At 66.7% G+C, this 19,396-nt stretch carries 21 protein-coding genes and 1 riboswitch; of the genes, 6 read left to right on the top strand and 15 right to left on the bottom strand.

All coding sequences use genetic code 11. The annotated features are described in order from the left end of the window. Window positions 1-110: 110 nt before the first annotated feature. The 13 genes from AC5E6L_RS06190 to AC5E6L_RS06130 form a co-directional block, all read right to left on the bottom strand. Window positions 111-1,616 (bottom strand): mannitol dehydrogenase family protein, encoded by a 1,506-nt coding sequence (locus AC5E6L_RS06190; RefSeq protein WP_491230570.1) that lies wholly within the window; start codon window positions 1,614-1,616, stop codon window positions 111-113. Window positions 1,617-1,667: 51 nt separating this feature from the next. Continuing rightward, window positions 1,668-2,672 carry an ABC transporter ATP-binding protein gene (locus AC5E6L_RS06185; protein WP_491771994.1) on the bottom strand — a complete coding sequence of 335 codons (1,005 nt, stop codon included), beginning with the start codon at window positions 2,670-2,672 and terminating at the stop codon, window positions 1,668-1,670. Between the two features lie 11 nt (window positions 2,673-2,683). Then, the gene (locus AC5E6L_RS06180) at window positions 2,684-3,514 is read right to left on the bottom strand and encodes a carbohydrate ABC transporter permease (RefSeq protein ID WP_491230572.1); all 831 of its coding nucleotides are present in this window, start codon (window positions 3,512-3,514) and stop codon (window positions 2,684-2,686) included. A 12-nt stretch (window positions 3,515-3,526) separates the two neighbouring features. Continuing rightward, the gene (locus AC5E6L_RS06175; protein WP_491771992.1) at window positions 3,527-4,393 is read right to left on the bottom strand and encodes a carbohydrate ABC transporter permease; all 867 of its coding nucleotides are present in this window, start codon (window positions 4,391-4,393) and stop codon (window positions 3,527-3,529) included. A 140-nt stretch (window positions 4,394-4,533) separates the two neighbouring features. Further along, window positions 4,534-5,844 (bottom strand): ABC transporter substrate-binding protein, encoded by a 1,311-nt coding sequence (locus AC5E6L_RS06170; RefSeq protein ID WP_491771990.1) that lies wholly within the window; start codon window positions 5,842-5,844, stop codon window positions 4,534-4,536. Between the two features lie 97 nt (window positions 5,845-5,941). Further along, window positions 5,942-6,970 (bottom strand): LacI family DNA-binding transcriptional regulator, encoded by a 1,029-nt coding sequence (locus tag AC5E6L_RS06165; protein WP_491230005.1) that lies wholly within the window; start codon window positions 6,968-6,970, stop codon window positions 5,942-5,944. A 272-nt stretch (window positions 6,971-7,242) separates the two neighbouring features. After that, complete coding sequence (gene tenA, locus AC5E6L_RS06160) at window positions 7,243-7,923, bottom strand: thiaminase II (protein ID WP_491771988.1); 681 nt, start codon at window positions 7,921-7,923, stop codon at window positions 7,243-7,245. After that, entirely contained in the window at window positions 7,920-8,726 is an 807-nt protein-coding gene (gene thiD, locus AC5E6L_RS06155; protein WP_491771986.1) for a bifunctional hydroxymethylpyrimidine kinase/phosphomethylpyrimidine kinase, read from the bottom strand. The genes tenA and thiD overlap by 4 nt, the downstream gene beginning before the upstream one ends. A gap of 81 nt (window positions 8,727-8,807) precedes the next feature. Then, entirely contained in the window at window positions 8,808-9,770 is a 963-nt protein-coding gene (locus AC5E6L_RS06150) for a ThiF family adenylyltransferase (protein ID WP_491230007.1), read from the bottom strand. Continuing rightward, window positions 9,767-10,363, bottom strand: a complete 597-nt coding sequence (locus tag AC5E6L_RS06145; protein WP_491771984.1) for a thiamine phosphate synthase — start codon at window positions 10,361-10,363, stop codon at window positions 9,767-9,769. The genes AC5E6L_RS06150 and AC5E6L_RS06145 overlap by 4 nt, the downstream gene beginning before the upstream one ends. Further along, complete coding sequence (locus AC5E6L_RS06140) at window positions 10,360-11,121, bottom strand: thiazole synthase (protein WP_491771982.1); 762 nt, start codon at window positions 11,119-11,121, stop codon at window positions 10,360-10,362. Before AC5E6L_RS06140 ends, AC5E6L_RS06145 begins: the two co-directional genes overlap by 4 nt. 2 nt (window positions 11,122-11,123) lie before the next feature. Beyond that, the gene (gene thiS / locus AC5E6L_RS06135) at window positions 11,124-11,321 is read right to left on the bottom strand and encodes a sulfur carrier protein ThiS (RefSeq protein WP_491230010.1); all 198 of its coding nucleotides are present in this window, start codon (window positions 11,319-11,321) and stop codon (window positions 11,124-11,126) included. Next, window positions 11,311-12,291 (bottom strand): FAD-dependent oxidoreductase, encoded by a 981-nt coding sequence (locus AC5E6L_RS06130; RefSeq protein ID WP_491771980.1) that lies wholly within the window; start codon window positions 12,289-12,291, stop codon window positions 11,311-11,313. Before AC5E6L_RS06130 ends, thiS begins: the two co-directional genes overlap by 11 nt. Before the next feature lie 137 nt (window positions 12,292-12,428). Next, window positions 12,429-12,526: riboswitch (TPP riboswitch) on the bottom strand. Between the two features lie 188 nt (window positions 12,527-12,714). On the opposite strand from AC5E6L_RS06130, the gene AC5E6L_RS06125 reads away from it, so the two are divergent. The 3 genes from AC5E6L_RS06125 to AC5E6L_RS06115 are packed head-to-tail and all read left to right on the top strand — an operon-like array spanning window position 12,715 to window position 14,035. Next, window positions 12,715-13,314 carry a MarR family winged helix-turn-helix transcriptional regulator gene (locus tag AC5E6L_RS06125; protein WP_491229721.1) on the top strand — a complete coding sequence of 200 codons (600 nt, stop codon included), beginning with the start codon at window positions 12,715-12,717 and terminating at the stop codon, window positions 13,312-13,314. After that, on the top strand, window positions 13,311-13,631 hold the full coding sequence (locus tag AC5E6L_RS06120) for a DUF6522 family protein (protein ID WP_491229720.1): 321 nt from the start codon (window positions 13,311-13,313) through the stop codon (window positions 13,629-13,631). The genes AC5E6L_RS06125 and AC5E6L_RS06120 overlap by 4 nt, the downstream gene beginning before the upstream one ends. Continuing rightward, complete coding sequence (locus AC5E6L_RS06115) at window positions 13,628-14,035, top strand: hypothetical protein (protein ID WP_491771977.1); 408 nt, start codon at window positions 13,628-13,630, stop codon at window positions 14,033-14,035. The genes AC5E6L_RS06120 and AC5E6L_RS06115 overlap by 4 nt, the downstream gene beginning before the upstream one ends. 226 nt (window positions 14,036-14,261) lie before the next feature. Here the strand turns inward: AC5E6L_RS06115 and AC5E6L_RS06110 are convergent, their stop codons facing one another. Beyond that, complete coding sequence (locus tag AC5E6L_RS06110; protein WP_491229718.1) at window positions 14,262-15,248, bottom strand: nucleoside hydrolase; 987 nt, start codon at window positions 15,246-15,248, stop codon at window positions 14,262-14,264. Window positions 15,249-15,257: 9 nt separating this feature from the next. Continuing rightward, the gene (locus AC5E6L_RS06105) at window positions 15,258-16,253 is read right to left on the bottom strand and encodes a LacI family DNA-binding transcriptional regulator (protein WP_491229717.1); all 996 of its coding nucleotides are present in this window, start codon (window positions 16,251-16,253) and stop codon (window positions 15,258-15,260) included. A gap of 155 nt (window positions 16,254-16,408) precedes the next feature. Here AC5E6L_RS06105 and AC5E6L_RS06100 point away from each other — a divergent pair, with 155 nt between their 5' ends. The 3 genes from AC5E6L_RS06100 to AC5E6L_RS06090 form a co-directional block, all read left to right on the top strand. Further along, complete coding sequence (locus tag AC5E6L_RS06100; RefSeq protein WP_491771975.1) at window positions 16,409-17,641, top strand: sugar ABC transporter substrate-binding protein; 1,233 nt, start codon at window positions 16,409-16,411, stop codon at window positions 17,639-17,641. Between the two features lie 78 nt (window positions 17,642-17,719). Then, complete coding sequence (locus AC5E6L_RS06095; protein WP_491229715.1) at window positions 17,720-18,586, top strand: carbohydrate ABC transporter permease; 867 nt, start codon at window positions 17,720-17,722, stop codon at window positions 18,584-18,586. Beyond that, window positions 18,586-19,396 (top strand): carbohydrate ABC transporter permease (locus tag AC5E6L_RS06090; RefSeq protein WP_491771973.1); only part of this gene is annotated, 811 nt, incomplete at its 3' end. The genes AC5E6L_RS06095 and AC5E6L_RS06090, both read left to right, overlap by 1 nt.

Genomic DNA, 19,396 nt, shown 5'->3' with positions numbered 1-19,396 from the left:
GGTGGCGTCGTCAAAAGCCTCGCGCGATCGTCGGATCGCGCCGCGGTGTTTTCCTTGCCGCGGCGAAAAATCCTGTCCATCAAACCGCTCCCATCTAAAGACAAACCGCTCTAGCCAGTGTATCGCTGGCGCCGTTCGGAAGAACCGGTATAGGCGCTCAGCGCCGTTGCGCATCCGTCCGCCCAGATCCTCGACAGCCATTGCGCGAAGCTGTCGGCGAAGCGCCGTGCTTCGGCAAGATCCCCGTAGAACTGACGTTGCTCAATCCAGGCGGTCGGGCGCTCGCGCGCCGCCCGGGCGGCCTGGCCGAGCTGCGCCCAGAAAGGATCGTTCGGCTCGATGGTCGATCCGTCCTCGCGGATGCCCGCGCACATGCGCGCCCATAGCGCCTCGACGAGCGCGAGCCCTTCGACCGGCGCGCCCGCCGACAGCGCGTCGCGCACGATCGGCAGGACGAAGCCGCTGTGGCGCGAAGAGCCGTCGAAGGCGACGCGCCGCGTCGTGTCGACGATCGACCGGTTGGAGAAGCGCCGGCCGACAAGGCCGAGATAGTCCGACGGCCCCATGCCGGCCACCGGCTTGACGTGGGGTATGATCTCCTCGGTCTGAACCTTGCGGAAGAACGCATCTATCAGGGGATGGGCCATGCAGTCGGCGATCGTCGGGAGCGAGAGCAGTTCGCCCGCATTGGCGATGATCTGATGGCCGGCGTTCAGTATGCGCAGCTTCATCGCCTCATAGTCGTGCACGCGGCTTGAGAAAACCGCGCCGGCGCGGTCCCAGTCCGGGCGCCCGGCGCAGAAATCGTCCTCGATCACCCATTGGCGATAGCTCTCATGGGCCACGGGCGCTCGATCGCCGATGCCCAAGCGCCGGACCAGGGCAAGTTCCTCGGGCCCGGTGGCGGGCACGATGCAGTCGACGACCGAGTTGGGAAAGCTGCACTTGTCGCCGATCCAGTCGGCCAGGTCGGGCTCGCCGAGCCGCGCCAGCGACGTCACCGCCTGGCGCAGGATCGCGCCATTGCCTTGCAGATTGTCGCAGCTCAGGCCGGTGAATGGCCCCAGACCGCCGTCGCGGCGCCGGCGCAGCGCCGCCACCATGGCCCCGAAGGCGGTCCGCGGCCTGCCGGGGTTGGCCGCATCGTGCACGATATCGGGATGTCGCGCATCCAGGTCACCGCTCGCGGGGTCGATATAGTAGCCGCCCTCGGTGACCGACAGGGACACGATCCGGATCGCGGGGTCCGCCATCCGCTCGATCAGGGACCGGTTTTCGGCCTCGATCGGCACATAACCGGTCATCGGCCCGACCACCTCGGCCGAAATGCCGCCCGAATCGAGTTCGACGAGCGTCGTCAGGCAATCCTGCGCCAGAAGCTTTCCGCGCATCGCCGCATCGTAGGGCCGCACGCCCGAACCGACGACCGCCCAGTCCCCGGCCAGCCCCGCCTGCATCAGCCGGTGCAGATACCAGGCCTGGTGAGCGCGATGGAAATTGCCGACCCCGATATGGACGATCCCCGGCGTCAGCGCGGAGCGGTCATAGCGGGGGACCTGCACCTCGCCGGACAGCATGGGGAGCGTTGCATCGGAAAGGGGGATCAATTCATCCATGGGCCGCCGCCCGCATCGTATGTCCGGGCGCGCATTTGCCGTCGGGCCGCATCATGCGATCCGCAGTCCCTGCGCGTCGAACCTGTGGATCCTGTCGGCGCGCGGCGCCAGGCCGATTGTGTCGCCATGCCTGAAGCCGACCTCGCCGGGCGCCCGCACGGTGATCATGTCCGCAAGGCCCGTATCGTGGATGTGGAAGAAGGTGTCCGATCCCAGATGCTCGGCGACGCCGACGGTCCCCTTCCAGGTGCCCTTGCCGGCCGATACGTCGATATGTTCGGGCCGGACGCCGATGGTTGCCGCATCGTGCCTGGCCGCTTCGGCGCCCCCGATGAAATTCATCTTCGGCGAGCCGATGAAGCCGGCGACGAACAGGTTGCGCGGCGTGCGGTAGAGTTCGAGCGGCGAGCCCACCTGTTCGATGTGGCCGGCGCGCAGGACGACGATCTTGTCGGCCATGGTCATCGCCTCGACCTGGTCGTGGGTGACGTAGATCATGGTGGTCCTGAGGCGCTCGTGCAGTTCGCTGATCTCCAGCCGCATGCCGACGCGCAGCGCCGCATCGAGGTTGGACAGCGGCTCGTCGAACAGGAAGGCTTCGGGCTCGCGCACGATGGCCCGGCCGATCGCCACGCGCTGGCGCTGGCCGCCCGAGAGCTGGCCGGGCCGCCGGTCGAGATAGTCGGTCAGGTTGAGCGCGGCGGCCGCCTGCTCGATCCGGCGGTCCTGCTCGGCCTGGTCGATCCGGGCCATCTTCATCGGGAAGGCGATGTTCTTGCGCACCGTCATGTGCGGGTAGAGCGCATAGGACTGGAACACCATGGCAAGGCCCCGCTTTGCGGGCGGAACCTCGGTGGCCTCCTCGCCGTCTATGGAGATGGTGCCCGAGGTGACATCCTCAAGACCGGCGATCAGGCGCAGCAGCGTGGACTTGCCGCAGCCCGACGGGCCGACGAACACGGTGAACTCGCCGTCTTCGATGGTCAGGTCGAGCGGCGGGATGACCTCGATGTCGCCGAAGCGCTTGGTGACCTGTTCGAGCGTAATCTGTCCCATAGCGGCGATCCTTATTTGACCGCGCCGAACGTCAGGCCGCGCACGAGCTGCTTCTGGCTGAACCAGCCAAGGATCAGGATCGGTGCGATGGCCATGGTCGAGGCGGCGGAGAGCTTGGCGTAGAAGAGGCCCTCGGGGCTTGAGTAGCTGGCGATGAAGGCGGTGAGCGGCGCCGCGTTGGCCGCCGTCAGGTTGAGCGTCCAGAACGCTTCGTTCCATGCCAGGATGATGTTGAGCAGCACGGTCGAGGCGATGCCGGGCAGCGCCATCGGCGTGAGAACGTAGAGGATCTCCTCGCGCAGCGAGGCCCCGTCCATGCGCGCCGCTTCGAGGATCTCGCCGGGGATTTCCTTGAAGTAGGTGTAGAGCATCCAGACGATGATCGGCAGGTTGATCAGCATCAGCACGATCATCAGGCCGATGCGCGTGTCGAGCAGGCCGAGCCCGATGAAGATCAGATAGATCGGGTAGAGCACGCCCACGGCCGGCAGCATCTTGGTCGAGAGCATCCACAGCAGAATGTCCTTGGTGCGTTTGGACGGCACGAAAGCCATCGACCAGGCGGCGGGCACGGCGATGACGATGCCCAGCAGCGTCGAGCCGCCGGCGATGACGATCGAGTTCCACAGAAACCGGCCATAGTCCGAGCGTTCCTGGACGACGGCATAGTTCTCCAGCGTCCAATCGAAGAACAGGAAGACGGGCGGATCGGCGATCGCCTGGGCCTCGGTCTTGAAGCTGGTCAGGATCGTCCACAGGATCGGGAAGAAGACCAAAAGGCCGATCGCCCAGGCGAGAAGCGTGTTGATCGTCTTGCGGCGGGCGGTGACGGCGCGGGCCATGGTTCTATTGCCTCACTTGTCCAGATTCTGGCCGACGATGCGCATCAGGAAGAGCGCGACGATGTTGGCGAGGATGACCGCGTAGATGCCTCCGGCCGAGCCCAGGCCGACATTCTGGCTTTCCAAGACGCGCTGGTAGATCAGATAGGTCAGCGTGCGGGTGCCGAACGAGCCCTGGGTGGTCACGAAGATCTCGGCGAAGATCGACAAAAGGAAGATCGTCTGGATCAGCACGACGACGGTGATCGCGCGCGAAAGATGCGGCAGGATGATGTAACCGAAGCGGGCGAGTGCCGGCGCCCCATCCATTTCCGCCGCTTCGAGTTGTTCCGAATCGAGCGACTGGATCGCCGTCAGAAGGATCAGCGTGGCGAACGGCAGCCACTGCCAGGAGACGATCAGGACGATCGAAAAGAGCGGCGCCTGGCTCAGCCACTCGACCGGGGTCAGGCCGCCGAACTCCCAAAGATGGGCGAAAAGCCCATTGACCGGGTCCATGAACATGTTCTTCCAGACCAGCGCCGAGACGGTGGGCATGACGAAGAAGGGCGCGATGACCAGGACGCGGACGATGCCCTGCCCCCACATGGGCTGGTCGAGCAGCATGGCGAGCAGAACGCCGAGGACGACCGTGATCAGCAGCACGCCGCCGACGATGATCAGCGTCGCCTGCACGCTCGGCCAGAAGGCGCTCGACGTGACGAAGCGCGCATAGTTCTCAAAGCCCACCCAGCCCAGATCGCCGCCGCGCAGCGGCAGATAGCGCCTGAACGAGAAATAGAGCGTCATGGTCAGCGGGACGAGCATCCAGCCCAGCAGAAGGATGATGGCGGGCGCCATCATCAGGCGGGCTGCGGAGCGGGAGTGCTGTGTCGCCATGGGGAGCCTCCTCGCGGACGATGGAGCCGCGACCGCTCGGCGAAATCAACGTCGCAAGATCAATTTCGCAAGATCAATTCCGAATGCATGGATACGGGCCGGAGCGGGGGCGGCCGGAGCCGCCCCCTGGGGAGGATGGATCAGTAGCCCGCCGCTTCCATCTCGTCGACCGTCAGGGCCTGCGCCCGCGCAAGCGCCTCCTGGACCGACTGCCGGCCGGCGAGCGCCGCCGAGAACTCCTGGCCCACCTGGGTCGCGATGCCCGCGAACTCGGGAATGGCGACGAACTGCACGCCGGTATAGGGCACCGGATCGACCGTCGGCCGCGTCGGGTCGGCGGAGTTGATCGAGTTCAGCGTCATCTCGGCGAACGGGGCCGCTTCCAGATAGGCGGGGTTCTCATAAAGGGAGATCCGCGTGCCCGGAGGCACGTTGGCCCAGCCTTCGTTTTCGGCAACCAGTGCCGTGTACTCCTTCGACGTCGCCCACTGGATGAACTTCTTGGCGGCGTCGGTCGCGTCCGACCCTGCGGGGATGGCCAGCGACCAGGCCCACAGCCAGTTGCCGCGCTTGCCAAGGCCGTTGTCGGGCGCCAGCGCGAAGCCGACACGGTCGGCGACCGTCGAATCGTTCGGGTTGGTGACGAAGGAAGCGGCCACTGTGGCGTCGATCCACATGCCGCACTTGCCCTGCTGGAACAGCGACAGGTTCTCGTTGAAGCCGTTGGTCGAGGCGCCGGGCGGACCGAAATTGGTCATCAGGTCCATGTAGACGTTCAGCGTCGCGGCCCATGGCTCGCCGTCGAACTGCGGCCGCCAGTTCTCGTCGAACCATTTGGCGCCGAACGAGTTGGACATGGCGGTCAGGAACGCCATGTTCTCGCCCCAGCCGGCCTTGCCGCGCAGGCAGATGCCGTAGATTTCATTGTCCTTGTCGGTCATGGCCTCGGCGGCTTGCTGGATGAAATCCCAGGTGGGCGCGTCCGGCATCTCCAGCCCGGCGGCCTCGATCAGGTCGGTGCGGTACATGACCATGGACGATTCGCCGTAGAACGGCGCGGCATAGAGCTGGCCGTCGACGGTCAGGCCGCCGCGGATGGCGGGAAGAATATCGTCGGCGTCCCACGCCGCGGGCAGGTCGTTGAGCGAAACCAGCCAGTCCTGGGCGCCCCAGATCGGAACCTCGTAGGTGCCGATCGTCATGACGTCGAACTGGCCGCCGCGGGTGGCGATGTCCTGCGTGACGCGCTGGCGCAGCACGTTCTCCTCAAGCGTGACCCATTCGAGCGCGATGTCGGGGTGCTTCGCCGTGAAATCGTCCGTCAGACCCTGCATTCGGATCATGTCGCCATTGTTGACGGTGGCGATGGTGACGGTGGTCTGCGCCGATGCGCCGGCGGTGGCGACAAGCGTAATGGCGCTCGCCACGCAAAGTGACGTTCTCAGAGACATCCGGTTCCTCCCTCGGTGCTGGAATGTGTCCGCCAGAAAACAAAAAGGTAGGCACTAAGTCAATAAAAAATTGACGCGCGTAAAATTTAAATGGGATTCACGCCGATGACCGCATCACCAGCCTGCCGTCGAACAGCGTGTCGGTGCGCAGGTTCGAGGGCGTGTCGCTGTCGATCAGGCCGAACAGCGTTTCGACGCTGCGGCCCGAGATGGCGTCATAGTCCTGGGCAACCGTCGTCAGCGACGGGCAGGTGAAGCGTGAGAAGGGATGGTCGTCATGGCCTGCGACCCGCAGGTCGCAATCGGCGCCGATGCCGACGCGCAGCCCCTTTTCATAGGCGGCGGCCAGAAACCCGATCGCCAGGCGGTCGTTGCTGCAAAGGACCGTGTTGCCCGAAAGCCGGTTCGTCTCGATCACCCGCGTTCCGCCCGCATAGCCGATCGCCTCGAAGTCCCATTGATCGCCTTCCACGCGGATCACGTCGGGGACGTGTCCGAGGCTCTCCATGGCCTGCACATAGGCGTTGCGCCGTTTGTTGGCGTTGGGGTTGACCGGGGGCATTTCCAGCAAGCAGGGCGGCTCGCCCGTCCGGCACAGATAGTCGACGATCAGAGGTATGGACTGGAAATTGTCCGATCCGACGAATGGCGCGCCGATGCCCTCGACATTGCTGTCGAACAGCACCGTCGGCACCGCCCGGCAGAAACCCTCGATGGCGGCGCGATCCGAAGCGCGGCCCAGCGGCGCGAGCAGGACACCGGCCGGCTTGAGGGCGCGCAGATTGTCCAGGATCTCGTTTTCGAGCGCCTGGCGCCCATGGGCGCTGAACAGGGTGGGCCGAAAGCCGGCCGCGATGCAGCGCCGCTCGATGCTGCGCGCGATCTCGGCAAAGAACGGATCGGCAAGGTACGGCACCACGATGCCGATGTTCTTGGTCAGCTTCCGGTTCTGGTTGATCGCGTAGATGTTCGGCCGGTAATCATGTTCGGCAAGCGCCTTCTCGATTCGGTCGCGCGTGGAGGCGCGCACGCTTTGCGGATCGTTGAAATATTTCGACACGGTCGGTCGCGAGATGCCGCTGACGCTGGCGAACTCTTCCATGTTCCTGATCTTGCCCTGACCCATGCCCTAACCTTGCCATTGAGGGGCGCCCGGCGCCCCCGTCCGATGGTGCCGCCGCCTCGGACGCGGCGCGGACATTCTCGCGCGTAAAAAACCACCTTTACATTAGAAAGCCGGCCATCCGCGGGTCAAGGCAAGCCTCGATCCCCGGCCTCTGGGCGGGACCGCAAGGGGCCCGACCCGCGCCGACCCTTGGTATCGTGGCGGATATCGCATATGCGGGTCGGGGGCTGCCCTATGGCCCCGCGCTCATCGCGGCGCCGCGTTGACGCCGATCAGTCGTGCGGCCCAGACGGATCGGGCCAGGCGCGCAGGTTCCAGGCGCTGTCCCAGAACATCCATTCGAGCAGCGTGCTCCTGGCGAAGGCGGCGTGCATCCTCTTGCGTTCGGCCGCGCCGGCGCTCTCGGCGAGCCTGTCGGCCAGGGCGCAGGCGGCCTCGACCGCCGCGTCGAACGCCTCGCCCGCATAGGTGTCGATCCAGGCGCGATAGGGATTGTCGGTGCTCGCTGCGGCATGGATCGCGCGGCCCACGTCGCGATAGACCCAGAAGCAGGGGAGCAGCGCGGCCATCGCCTCGGCCACCCCACGGGTCGCCGCCGTGGCGACGAGGAAGCTCACATAATGCTCGCAGACCGGCGTGGGCGGCGTTGAGGCGAAGACCGCCGTGCTGACGCCATAGAGGCCGAGATAGTGCTCATGGAGCTGGCGCTCCACGGCGATCGCGCCGGCGGCCGATTGCGCGAGCTGGCGCACGCCGTCCGCGTCGGGCGCGCGGGTCGCCGCGAGCGCAAGCGCCCGGGCGAAGCCTTCAAGGTAATGGGCGTCCTGGATGATGTAATGGCGGAAGATCTCGCGGGGCAGCGTGCCGTCCGCGAGCGCGCGGTTGAACGCCATGGCGCGGATCGCCGCGCAGAGGTCGGCATTTTCTACGAGCACGTCTTGCGTGAAGGTCATCGCACCGCCTCGTCGAATGGGTGGCAATGATGGGTGGGACCGTGGCCGTGACCGACATCGAGCCGGCCGGAGGCCGCGATCGCGGCGGCGGTATAGGCCTTGGCGCGGGCGGCGGCCTCGGCCAGCGGCCTTCCATGGCCCAGATGGCAGCCGAGCGCGGCCGAAAGCGTGCAGCCGGTGCCGTGCGTGTTGCGGGTTGCATGCCGCGCCCCGTCGAGGCGCTCGGCGCCATCGGCGTGGACCAGCAGGTCGGGGCTGTCGTTCCCGCCGAGATGCCCGCCCTTGATGAGCACGGCCGCCGGCCCGAGCGCGCGCAGGCGGATGGCTTCATCCGCCATCGCGTCCATGTCTTGCGCGGGCGCGCGACCGAGCAGGTCGGCGGCTTCGGGCAGGTTCGGCGTGATCACCGCGGCCATCGGCAAAAGCCGTTCGCGCAGCGCGGCCACCGCCTCGGGCGCGAGCAGTCGGTCGCCGCCCTTGGCGACCATCACCGGATCGAGCACGATGGGGGCGGCGAGCCCGCCGAGCGCCTCGGCCACCGCCGCCACGATCTCCACCGTCCCCAGCATGCCGATCTTGACCGCATCGATGCGGATATCGTCGCGGATCGCCGCGATCTGGTCGCCGACCATGGCCGGCGACACGGTCTCGAACCCGCGCACCCCTTGGGTGTTCTGCACGGTCAGCGCCGCGATCGCCGCCATGGCGTAGCCGCCATTGGCCGAGATCGCCTTGATGTCGGCTTGAATGCCGGCGCCGCCCGAGGGGTCGGAGCCTGCGATGGACAGGATGTTGGGGATCATGCGTTTCCCCGTCCAAGCGGCGTCAGCATGGGGCTGCCCGCCAAGATTTGAGCCATTTTGAGTCTCCTTGGGGTCGGCGTTTCAAAGCGGTGGAACGGCCAGAAGGCCGATCGGGCCCGGCCAGCGCTCGCCAAGCGTTTGGCCCGCATTGAAGGCGCGCAGGCCGGTCCGGCAGGCCAGCACGATGCGCGCGGTGTCCGGGGACGGCGTCAATTCGGCAAGCCGCTCCGGCGAGAGTTGAACCGCATCGGGATGGAACGGTGCTGGTGCTTCGGTGCGCAGGTCGACGACGAGATCGTCCCCGCGGATCTGCGAGATCGCCACGAACTCATGGGCGCGCCGCGGCTCGGTCGCGGCATCGAACCGGAAACGGGACGTGTGCAGGGTCTTGGCATCGAAGATCAGCATCGTTGCGAGCGGGCTGGGCGTGAAGCCGAGCAGCACGGCGAGCGCCATGTGTGCCTGCACGGCGCCGATCATCGCCACGACCGGCCCCAGCACGCCCGCGCTCGCGCAGCTTGCGGCGGTCTGCGGCAGGTCGGGAAAGACCGCGCGCAGCGAAGGCGCACCGCCGCAAAAGCCGCCGGCATAGCCGGCAAGCCCCAGCGCCGAGCCGGAAATCAGCGGTCGGCCCGCATCGCGGCAGGCGTCCGACAGGGTGAGGCTTGCGGCGAACGTGTCCGCGCAATCGAGGACCACATCGGCGTCCGCCACCAGACCGGGCGCGCATGCCGGATCGAGCCAGCGCGCTTGCGGCCGCACGACGACATCGGGATTGAGGGCGCGAAGGGCCTGTGCGGCCGCTTCGGCCTTGGAACGGCCCAGATCGCCCATGCGGTAGAGCGGCTGGCGGTGGAGGTTCGCCTCCTCGACCCGGTCGCCATCCACAACCGTGATGACGCCGACCCCGGCGCCGGCGAGATAGTGCAGGACCGGCACGCCGAGCCCACCCGCGCCGACGACCAGGACACGGGCCGCGCGCAGCCGATCCTGCCCGGCGGGGCCGACCTCGGGCAGCGCGGTCTGGCGGGCATAGCGGGTCATGCGCACACCCTCAGCCAGTCGCCCATCCGCGCATCGGGGTCGCAATGGAGCGTGATGTCGGTCACCGCGGCGATCAGATCGGCGCCGGCCTCGAACGCCGCGGGCGCGCGCTCGACGCTCATGCCGCCGATGGCGCATAGCGGCGTCGTGCCCACGCGGCGCTTCCACGCGGCCAGCCGGTCAAGGCCCTGCGGCGCCCAGGGCATCTTCTTCAGGATGGTCGGATAGATCGGCCCCAGCGCGACGTAATCGGGCGCAAACGCCAGCGCGCGGTCGAGTTCGGCATCGTCATGGGTCGAAATGCCAAGGCGGAGGTTGGCGCGGCGAATGGCGGCGATATCGGCACTGTCCAGATCCTCCTGCCCGAGGTGAAGCCACTCGGCGCCAAGCGCGATGGCCAGTTCCCAATAATCGTTCACCACCAGCGCGGCGCCGTGCCGGCGGCAGATGTCCAGCGCCTCGGATATCTCCCGGCGCAGGTCCTCCTCCGGCCGGTCCTTGATGCGCAGCTGCACCAGCTTCGTCCCCAGCCGGACGGACCGGGCGACCCAGGCCGCGCTGTCGAAAACCGGGTAGAAGCGCGGCAAGCTCATAGCCAGGCCCTGCCGATGACCGGGGTGGAGGGCTGGCCCATGTCGCGCACGGGCATCGGACCGGCGGCCGAGGCCATCGCGCCCGCCTCGGCGGCCAGCGCGAAGGCCCGCGCCATGGCCACCGGATTGCGCGCTTCGGCCACGGCGGTGTTCAGCAGAACCGCGTCATAGCCCATCTGCATGGCTTGGGCGGCATGGCTGGGCAGGCCCAGTCCGGCGTCCACCACCAGCGCGATGTCGGGGAACGCGGCCCGCAGGGTCCGCAGGCCGTGCGGATTGTTCAGCCCCTGGCCGGACCCGATCGGCGCGCCCCAGGGCATGAGCACCCGGCAGCCGGCATCCACAAGCCGCTTGGCAAGCACCTGATCCTCGGTCGTGTAGGGGAAGACCTTGAAGCCGTCGGCGCACAGCGCCTCGGCGGCCTCCACCAGGCCGAAAGGATCGGGTTGCAGCGTATCGGCGTGACCGATCACTTCGAGCTTGATCCAGTCGGTCTCGAAATATTCGCGCGCCATGCAGGCGGTGGTGATGGCCTCGCGGGCGGTGTGGCAGCCTGCCGTGTTGGGCAGAACATGAATGCCGAGCGCGCGGACGATATCCCAGAAGGCTTGTCCACTCTCACGCTCGCGCCGGAGCGAGACCGTGGCGACCGAGGCACCACTTTCGCGGAAGGCCGCTTCCATCACGGCCGGCGACGGATAGCGCGCCGTGCCGAGCATCATGGGGGTGGTCAGGCGTACGCCATAGAAATCGCGCATGCCTAGCCTCCCTGCATCGCGGTCAGCACTTCCAACCGGTCGCCGGGCGACAGCGCCGTCTCGTCGCGCGCGGCGGCGGGAACGAAGGTCCCGTTGAGCGCCGTGGCAACCCGCTGCTCGCCCCAGCCCAGCATTTGCAGCGCGTCCTCGACCGTGGCGGCCTCGACATCCTGCGGCACGCCGTTCACGTCAATTTTCATGGACGAGATCCCCTTTGTGTCCCTTGGCGAGACAGGCCGCCGCCTGTCGCGCCAAGGCCGGCGCCATGAGATAGCCGTGGCGGAACAGCCCGTTCACATGCAGCACGCGGCCGCGCCGGACGATGCGCGGCACATTGTCGGCAAAGGCCGGCCGCAGGTCGGCGCCCGTCTCGACGATTTCCGCCTCCGCAAAGCGCGGATCGAGCGCATAGGCCGAAGACAACAGCTCCAGCGCCGCACGGGCGGTCACGCCGGACCGATCGGCGCTTTCGATCTGCGTCGCGCCGAGCATGAAAAGCCCGTCCTCGCGCGGGACGACATAGAGCGGATGGCGCGGATGCAGAAGGCGTATGGGGCGGTGCAGCACGATCTCGCGGGAGCGCAGAACTATCATCTCGCCTCGCACCCCGCGCAGATCGCCGAGCGCGTCCCGCGCGGCCAGGCCCCGGCAGTCGATCACGGGGCCGGCAATGTCTTCCGGGCATATGTGTGCCCGTTCGATCGCGACGCCCTTGCCGGCAAGGTGCCCCACCAAATCGGCCAGCGCCCGTCGCGGTTCGATATGGGCTTCGTGCTTGAAGAAAAGTCCGTGCCGGTGGCGGCCTTCCAGTTCGGGCTCCAGCCGGGCGATGCCGGCACCGTCGACCGGTTCGTGCCCCAGGGTGCGGCCGGCGAACGCGTCGAGATCGGCCCGGTCGCGTTCGGGCGCGAGCACCAGCGTGCCGCGTTCGGTCACCTCGGTGACCGCGGCCCAGGCCGCAGCGGCGTCGCGGCCATGGGCGACGACGACCGGCTCTGCCAGCGCGCCCTCGCAGTCCGGCGCCAGCATGCCGCCGGCCCACCATGAACAGCCGTGCCGCTCGGGCGCGCCGGCCCGGTCGACCAAGTGCGGCGTCAGGCCCTGCTCAAGCAGGGCCCAGGCGGCCCAAAGGCCGGCCACGCCCGCGCCGATGACCGTAACGTCAGCCATCGGCCAGCGGGCGTCCGCGCCCCGGCTCGGTCTTGACAGATGTTTCGTGCATCCGGTGAGGATTGAGTCCAGGGTTCTCCATCTCTCCCCTTTCAGGCCGGGGAGACGCGATGACAATCAGGACGTTGGCGCCCGGAAGACGAACATCGCGGACTCCCTACGCCAGCATGATCTGGTTCAGGTTCGAAGGGTGCTTCTCAGAACGCGGCAAGCGCGGACGCCCCTGTCCAACGCTCCAAGGTTTAGGTGGCCCGCTTTGACGTGTCAATGCATTCGCCTCGAAGCGCCTGCGTGACCGATCAGCCGGACAGTCTCGAAGCGAAATCATTTTTAGTATCGTATCGAAATCATAATTTCGCCAAAGAAGTTTGGCATCGCTATCATATACAGTGACCCTCCAAGCTCTCGGGGAAGGACCTCGGCATGGCCAGCCGCGTGATCGCCGAATTGATCCTGCACCTTGGGCGCATCGCGTCGGGCGACGGCCTCGTGGGCGGGTTGACCCCGACACAGTGGACCGGATTGAGATATTTCGCCAGGGCCAACCGTTTCTCGCGCACCCCTTCGGCGTTCGCCGCGTTCCACGGCACGACGCGGGGCACCGCCTCCCAAACCATCAAGGGTCTGGTCGCGGACGGCTATCTGCAACAGGCCCGTTCCGACACCGACGGCCGAAGCGTCAGGCTGGATCCGACGCCGAAAGCCAGGGCGCTTTTGAAGGACGATCCCATCGAGGCCCTGGTGCGAGCCGCGGACGCTCTGCCCCCGGGCGTCCGCGGCAGTTTTTCCGCCGTGCTCCAGCGCTTGCTTGGGAGCGTTGCCTTGCAGGCGGGCAAACCGCTGTTCGGGACCTGTAAAACCTGCGTTTATTTCAGAGGGGACGGTTGCTGCCAGGACGGCGCGGACGCCTATGAATGCGGCTTTTTGAGCGAGCCCCTCGCGGCGGACGAATTGGAGCAGCTCTGCATCAATTTCTCATCCGGCAGGTTCGGGCAGCCGGGTATCGGAACGGCGCGGCGATGACGACGATTCCGCGTGCGGCCGTAGAGGTGAACAATGCACAGATCACCATCGATGCCGAAGTGCTGGCGCCCAGGCTCGGCCTGACGGTCGAAGCGCTGAAGCAGAACATGGCCAAGGGCCTGGTCGTGAGCCTTGCCGAAACCGGCCAGGACGAAGATGCGGGCCGCACGCGCCTGACGTTCCGATATCGCGCGCGGGCCTGGCGCGTCGTGATCGAAGCCGACGGCAGCCTGCTCGAAGACCCGTTGCCGATCGCCGCAGGCAAGCCTGCGAATGATGCGCTCAGCCTCTTCGACCTCGCCAGGGGCGCATCATGACGGCCGTCTCCGAAAACGCTTTGCCGACGACACAATCGCTGGCCGGACGGGCGCGGACACACCTTCAGAGGATCGCGGCGCGCGGTGAGCCGATCACATACAAGGCGCTGGCCGACGCGCTGGACCTTGTCCCTCCGAACACGATCCATCAGCTTACCGAAGCGCTCGAACGGCTGATGCGACAGGACGCGGCCAACGGACACCCCTTCATCGCGGCGCTCGTCATCAGCCGCGCCCGGGGCGGGATGCCGGCGCCCGGCTTTTTCGACATCGCCAAGGAACTGGGGCGCTTCGACGGCGACCCGTCGGGCCCGGACGCGGCGGCGTACCACGGCGCGATGGTCGATGAGGCAATCGCTTTCTGGCGCGGGACCGGCCTTCCGGGAGATGGTAGCGGTGCATGAGCAGTGACATTCCGACATCCGGCAAGCAGGCGCGTTTGCGCCTCGCTCCGGACACCATCACCATGCCGGCGCGCGCGCATATCGTCATCGTGGGGGCAGGTTTCGGCGGGCGCGCAAGCCTTGCCTGCGCTGTTCCGATACCGTGACCGAGGCCAGCTCGCCACGATCGGCCGCAAGGCGGCTGTCATCGCGTTCGGGCGCCTGCGCTTGAAGGGATGGCCCGCGGTCATGGCGTGCTGCGCGCATGGGGGCTCTCCAACGCGCCGCGTTCCGGCCATGCGAGGATGGCATCCATGATGTGGTCCACGAGGGGGCGCGCATCGACCGCGACGGCGACCTCGCAGTTTGCGCGCTTCGCCGGTCGAATGTTCGCCAGCCTGGCGGTGGTCAGATTGCGGAAATCGCAGACCGTCATGCCGCGCGTCAGCCCGTCGCCCGCCTCGATCTCGACCGGGCAGCGCGCATAGGTGATCAGGTCCGGAACGATGAAGGGGACCAGCGCGCACGGATCGTGCAGCGATGCGCTCGACAAGCCGTGGATCTCGTTCAGCCTGTCCCTGAAGAAGCCGAGCAGGGCGCCATAGGTGCGGGCGATGCGGCCGCCCGCGTTCAGCCGCTCGATGTCGCGGGCGGTCAGCCCGACCTGCCGCGTCACATTGAGGCCGACCAGCCAGAGCGGCACGCCGCTCGCAAAGACGATGTCCGCCGCTTCCGGGTCGCACCAGATGTTGAACTCGGCCACGGGCGTGGTGTTTCCGACCTGGGTCGTCCCGCCCATGCAGCTGATGGCGCGCAGCCAGGCGGCAAGGCGCGGCTCCTTGCGCAGGGCCATGGCGACATTGGTCATGGGGCCGACCGGGCAAAGCACCAGTTCGCCGCGGTGGCGCCGCGCGGTCTCGATGATGAAGTCGACCGCGTGCGCATCCACCACATCGGTGTCCGGCATCGGCAGTTCCGCGCCGTCGATCCCGGTCTTGCCATGGACGTCGCCACCGTGTTCGAACGATCTTGTGAGGGGCCGCGCGCAACCGCGCGCGACCGGCACGTCCAGACCGAGAAGCGCGACCAGCGACAGCGCATTGGTCGTCGTCTTGTCGACGGATTGGTTGCCGTAGACCGTGCTGATGCCGACCAGGTCGAGATGGGACGCGGCGTACAGGATCGCCGTCGCATCGTCATGGCCGGGGTCGCAGTCGATCAGTATCTTGGTCATGTCCTGTCTCTACTCGGCCCGGGTCGATCCGCGTTCGACCAGGAACGGCGCGATGACGTGCCGGTCGGTCTTGCCGTGCAGCCCCTTGGCCAGCGCGAGCGCCGTCTTCACGGTGGCGAACGTCATCTGCTCCAGGTTCTGATCCACGCTCGTCAGGTCGTATGAGGGCCAGCCGGCGAGCGCGGAGTTGTCATATCCCACGACCATGGGCGGCCGGCGGCCCAGCCGCGAACGGGCGGCGTCGAGCAGCGCGAAGGCGAGCGTGTCGTTGGCGCAGAAGACCGCATCCACGCCGCTGGACAAAAGCGGTGCCGAGGCGGCCATCGCCGGAGCATGGCCATAGCGGCTCTGTGCCCGGACCCCGAGCGCAAAGCCCCTTTGGCGAAGACGTTCCACGAAGCCCGCCTCGCGGTCGATGCTGATCGTGGTCCGGTCCTCGCCGGCGAAGAAGCCGAACGAGGCGGCCCCCCGCTCGACGAGATGGTCGGCGACGATGGCGCCGGCCAGCATGCCGTCGCCATGGACGACGCTGACATCGTCATCGCCGTCATGCTTGTTCATCAGGACAAGCGGCTTCTTTCCCGCCCGGCAGGCCGCCACGATCTCCCTGCTGAACGGGGCCGCCAGGGCGATGACGGCATCGACCTGATAGCTCATCAGCCGCTCTATGGCGCTCTCGGCGCCGGCGGCGGTGTCCCCGACGAAGACGAGCGGCGCCAGTTTCAGCGAGCCGAGCTTGTCGATCAGAAGCTGCAGGGCGTGGGCGTGATAGGGGTTGTCGAGGTCGGTCACGACAACGCCGACGATCCCCGTGCTCTGGTTCTTCAGGCCGCGCGCGATCAGATTGGGCTGGTAGCCAAGCTCGGCGGCCGCGGCCAGAACCCGCGCCCGCGTCTCGTTGGAGATCCGCGGGTCGCCGGACAGAACGCGCGAAACGGTCGAACGGGAGATGTTGGCCAGCGCGGCCACCTCGAAGGATCGGACCTTCTTGCTGCTCTTGTCCAAGCACATCCCCCGGCTGGCGTGATCCGGCCCGTTGTCAACCAAAACTTCCCTCTTGACTAGAACGTGCGCTTAATATGCATTATTCACACGTGTGCACAATCGAAATCTCGGAATCAGGTAGGAGGAGCCCAATGCCTATAGCAAGACGTCAATTCATGGCCGGTGCCGCGAGCATGGCCATCGCCGCCTCCATCAGCCGCGCCGCGGCGCAGCCGGTGACCCTGTCGGCGCCCTGGATGGGATGGCCTGAGGAACAGGTGGTGCCGCTGATGGTCGCCTTCGAGGCCGAGACCGGCATCGGCGTATCGGCGGAGCGGCTGCCGATCGCCGAACTGTTCCGGACATTGGAGGTGCGCTTGCAGGCGCGCAACGCATTGCCGGACGTCTATCTCGTCGACGGCCCGCTCACGGCCTCCTATGCGGCCCGTGGGCATCTGTTGGCGCTCGACGACACGCTCGGCGCGGATCGCGGCCGTTTCGTGCCGACGACGCTGTTGCAGGGCACCTATGACGACCAGCTTTACTCAATGCCGCTCGGCACGTCCTCGCAATTGCTGTTCTACAACAAGAAGCTGTTCGCCGAAGCCGGTCTGGCGGCTCCCTCTTCGGATCCGCAAGCGCGCATGACCTGGGACGAATTGCTGCCAATCGCCCAGGAACTGACGCGGCCGGACATCTCTCAGTTCGGCTTCGCGTTCGAGAACACCAATCCCTATCAGTTGCTTCCTATTCCCGTCAGCAAGGGCGTCGACGTGATCGGGCCCGACGGGCTGACGGCGGTCGGCTATGTCGACAGCGACGCCATGGTCGACGCCTTCACCTGGTATCAGGACCTCCACCGGCGCCACGCGGTCGGCCCGGTCGGCACCTTCCAGAGCGGCATCACCCAGCAGATGTTCGGCTCGGGAAGCCTGGCGATGATCATCGGCGGCACCTGGAACCTTGTCGGCTTCGAGCGGTTCGAGGATCTCGACTACGGGGTGGCGCCGCATCCCTATTTCGCCGGCGGACGGCCCGTCACGCCGACGGGAAGCTGGCATATCGGCGTCAATCCGCGCACCGCGCATCTTGAGGAAGCACAGAGCTTCGTGCGCTGGCTCGCCACGCGCGATGCGATGGATCTTTGGTTCGACCTGCGCCAATATCCGCCCTCGCTCCGGCAGATCTGGGACGAACGCGCGCAGACCACATTCGTCGATCCGGCCTGGGAGATCGTTCGCCACGAACTGGCCAACACCGCAACGCCCCGTCCGCAGACGCCTGCCTATCGCGAGTATGAGGAGTTCCTGCGCACCGCCATGCAGGACATCCAGACCGGCGCCGACGTGCGGGACGCGCTCACGCGGGCGGCGCGGAACATCGAACGGGAGATGCGCAAATATCGCTGATCGTCGCCGTTTGACGTAAGCGCCCTTGCGCGGTGGAGCGACCGGCCGCTCCGCCGCGCCTTGAGCTTGGGATTGGTCATGATCTCCTCCCGGTGGACGCCCTATCTCTTCCTGGCGCCGGCGCTGGCCGGACTGTTCGTCTTCCGGCTCGCGCCCATCGGGGTGGCGATGGGCGGCAGCATGGCGGAGGTATCGTTGCTCGGCGAACTGCGGTTCGTGGGTGGCGAGAACTACCATTTCCTTTTCACCGACCCCCAGTTCTGGGACTCTCTCAGGATCACGCTGTGGTTCAACCTGATCATCAATCCGCTTCAGCTGGCGGTCGCCTTCGGGTTGGCCGTCCTGGTTTTTCGCCCTCTGCCGGGCCTGTGGTTCTACAGGACGCTGCTTGTGCTGCCGATGGCGGTTTCGACGGGCCTCAGCGCCGTTCTCTTCGGCCTGTTCCTCGACGGCAATCTCGGTCCGCTGAACGGCTTTCTGGAGTGGATCGGCATCGGCGCTCAGCCGTTTCACCGCGGTCAGGAACAGGCGCTCTACACCCTGATCGGGATCGCCACGTGGAAGGGCGCCGGATACTGGATGCTGTTCCTGCTGGCCGGCCTTTATGCGATCCCGCCCACCGTCTATGAGGCGGCCACCATCGACGGCGCCTCGCGCTGGCAGCAGTTCCGCTATATGACGCTGCCCTTGATGCGCAAGCCGATGGCCTTCGTGCTCGTCGCAGACACGGCGATCAACTTCCTGTTCTTTGCGCCGGTCTACATCCTGACATCCGGCGGGCCCGGCGGCGCCACGTCTGTGTTGATGTTCGAGGCCTATCGCTCCGCCTTCACCTTTTCGGACATCGGGCGCTCGCTGGCGATCTCGACGATCCTGCTGGCGATCATCCTGGTCATCGTCATCATCGAATTCCGCCTCCTGCGGTCGCCCGAGGATCGCCGCTGATGGAAGACCCGTTCGCACGGCCGCACCATTTGATGCTGCGCTACGGGCTGCTGTCGATCCTGGCCTTCATCGTGGTGTGCCCGCTGGCATGGCTCGCGCTGGCCTCGTTGCGCCCGCAAAGCGAAATCTTCCAGCCGGTGTCGCAGTTCGGCTGGAGCACCTTCATACCGTCGCGCCTCACCCTGGAGAACTACCGGGCGCTCATGGCGAGCGATTTTCCCCTGGCGGTCAGGAACTCCGTTTTCGTCGCCTCGATGACGGTCCTGTTCGGGGTCTTCGTCAACGCACTGGCCGGTTTTGCCTTCGCGGCCTTCGATTTTCGCGGCAAGAACGTCCTGTTCCTGCTGGTGATCGCCAGCTTCATGATGCCGTTCGAGGCGATCGTCCTGCCGCTCTATGTCATGATCCGCGCCTTTGGCTGGGTGAACACCTATCAGGCGCTGATCGTGCCGGAGATCGCCAACGGGCTGGTGATCTTCCTCTTCCGCCAGTTCTTCGCGTCGATACCGCGTGACTTCTACGAGGCGGCGCGGGTCGACAGCGCCTCCTGGCTCTACATCTTCGTGCGCATCGCCATGCCGCTTTCATGGCCGACGATCGCCACGTCGGCGCTGATGCTGTTTCTGTCGCAATGGGACTCGTTCTTCTGGCCGGTCGTCGCCGCCAGCGATCCCGACTATGCGGTCATCCAGGTGGCCATCGCCCGCAACATCAATTTCGAGCAGAGCGATTGGGGCGGCCTGTTCGCCTCGACCAATCTGGCCATCGTCCTGGGCACGATCCCGTTCCTCCTGGTGCAGCGCTTCTACG

It is taken from the genome of Roseitalea sp. (assembly GCF_984466335.1).
This window is presented reverse-complemented; position numbering and strand designations above follow the sequence as displayed.

What these genes read in the sequence shown, in the direction of transcription:
- AC5E6L_RS06190 (WP_491230570.1), bottom strand. Translation starts at nt 1,616, where the DNA reads ATGGATGAATTGATCCCCCTTTCCGATGCAACGCTCCCCATGCTGTCC.
- AC5E6L_RS06185 (WP_491771994.1), bottom strand. Translation starts at nt 2,672, where the DNA reads ATGGGACAGATTACGCTCGAACAGGTCACCAAGCGCTTCGGCGACATC.
- AC5E6L_RS06180 (WP_491230572.1), bottom strand. Translation starts at nt 3,514, where the DNA reads ATGGCCCGCGCCGTCACCGCCCGCCGCAAGACGATCAACACGCTTCTC.
- AC5E6L_RS06175 (WP_491771992.1), bottom strand. Translation starts at nt 4,393, where the DNA reads ATGGCGACACAGCACTCCCGCTCCGCAGCCCGCCTGATGATGGCGCCC.
- AC5E6L_RS06170 (WP_491771990.1), bottom strand. Translation starts at nt 5,844, where the DNA reads ATGTCTCTGAGAACGTCACTTTGCGTGGCGAGCGCCATTACGCTTGTC.
- AC5E6L_RS06165 (WP_491230005.1), bottom strand. Translation starts at nt 6,970, where the DNA reads ATGGGTCAGGGCAAGATCAGGAACATGGAAGAGTTCGCCAGCGTCAGC.
- tenA (WP_491771988.1), bottom strand. Translation starts at nt 7,923, where the DNA reads ATGACCTTCACGCAAGACGTGCTCGTAGAAAATGCCGACCTCTGCGCG.
- thiD (WP_491771986.1), bottom strand. Translation starts at nt 8,726, where the DNA reads ATGATCCCCAACATCCTGTCCATCGCAGGCTCCGACCCCTCGGGCGGC.
- AC5E6L_RS06150 (WP_491230007.1), bottom strand. Translation starts at nt 9,770, where the DNA reads ATGACCCGCTATGCCCGCCAGACCGCGCTGCCCGAGGTCGGCCCCGCC.
- AC5E6L_RS06145 (WP_491771984.1), bottom strand. Translation starts at nt 10,363, where the DNA reads ATGAGCTTGCCGCGCTTCTACCCGGTTTTCGACAGCGCGGCCTGGGTC.
- AC5E6L_RS06140 (WP_491771982.1), bottom strand. Translation starts at nt 11,121, where the DNA reads ATGCGCGATTTCTATGGCGTACGCCTGACCACCCCCATGATGCTCGGC.
- thiS (WP_491230010.1), bottom strand. Translation starts at nt 11,321, where the DNA reads ATGAAAATTGACGTGAACGGCGTGCCGCAGGATGTCGAGGCCGCCACG.
- AC5E6L_RS06130 (WP_491771980.1), bottom strand. Translation starts at nt 12,291, where the DNA reads ATGGCTGACGTTACGGTCATCGGCGCGGGCGTGGCCGGCCTTTGGGCC.
- AC5E6L_RS06125 (WP_491229721.1), top strand. Translation starts at nt 12,715, where the DNA reads ATGGCCAGCCGCGTGATCGCCGAATTGATCCTGCACCTTGGGCGCATC.
- AC5E6L_RS06120 (WP_491229720.1), top strand. Translation starts at nt 13,311, where the DNA reads ATGACGACGATTCCGCGTGCGGCCGTAGAGGTGAACAATGCACAGATC.
- AC5E6L_RS06115 (WP_491771977.1), top strand. Translation starts at nt 13,628, where the DNA reads ATGACGGCCGTCTCCGAAAACGCTTTGCCGACGACACAATCGCTGGCC.
- AC5E6L_RS06110 (WP_491229718.1), bottom strand. Translation starts at nt 15,248, where the DNA reads ATGACCAAGATACTGATCGACTGCGACCCCGGCCATGACGATGCGACG.
- AC5E6L_RS06100 (WP_491771975.1), top strand. Translation starts at nt 16,409, where the DNA reads ATGGCCGGTGCCGCGAGCATGGCCATCGCCGCCTCCATCAGCCGCGCC.
- AC5E6L_RS06095 (WP_491229715.1), top strand. Translation starts at nt 17,720, where the DNA reads ATGATCTCCTCCCGGTGGACGCCCTATCTCTTCCTGGCGCCGGCGCTG.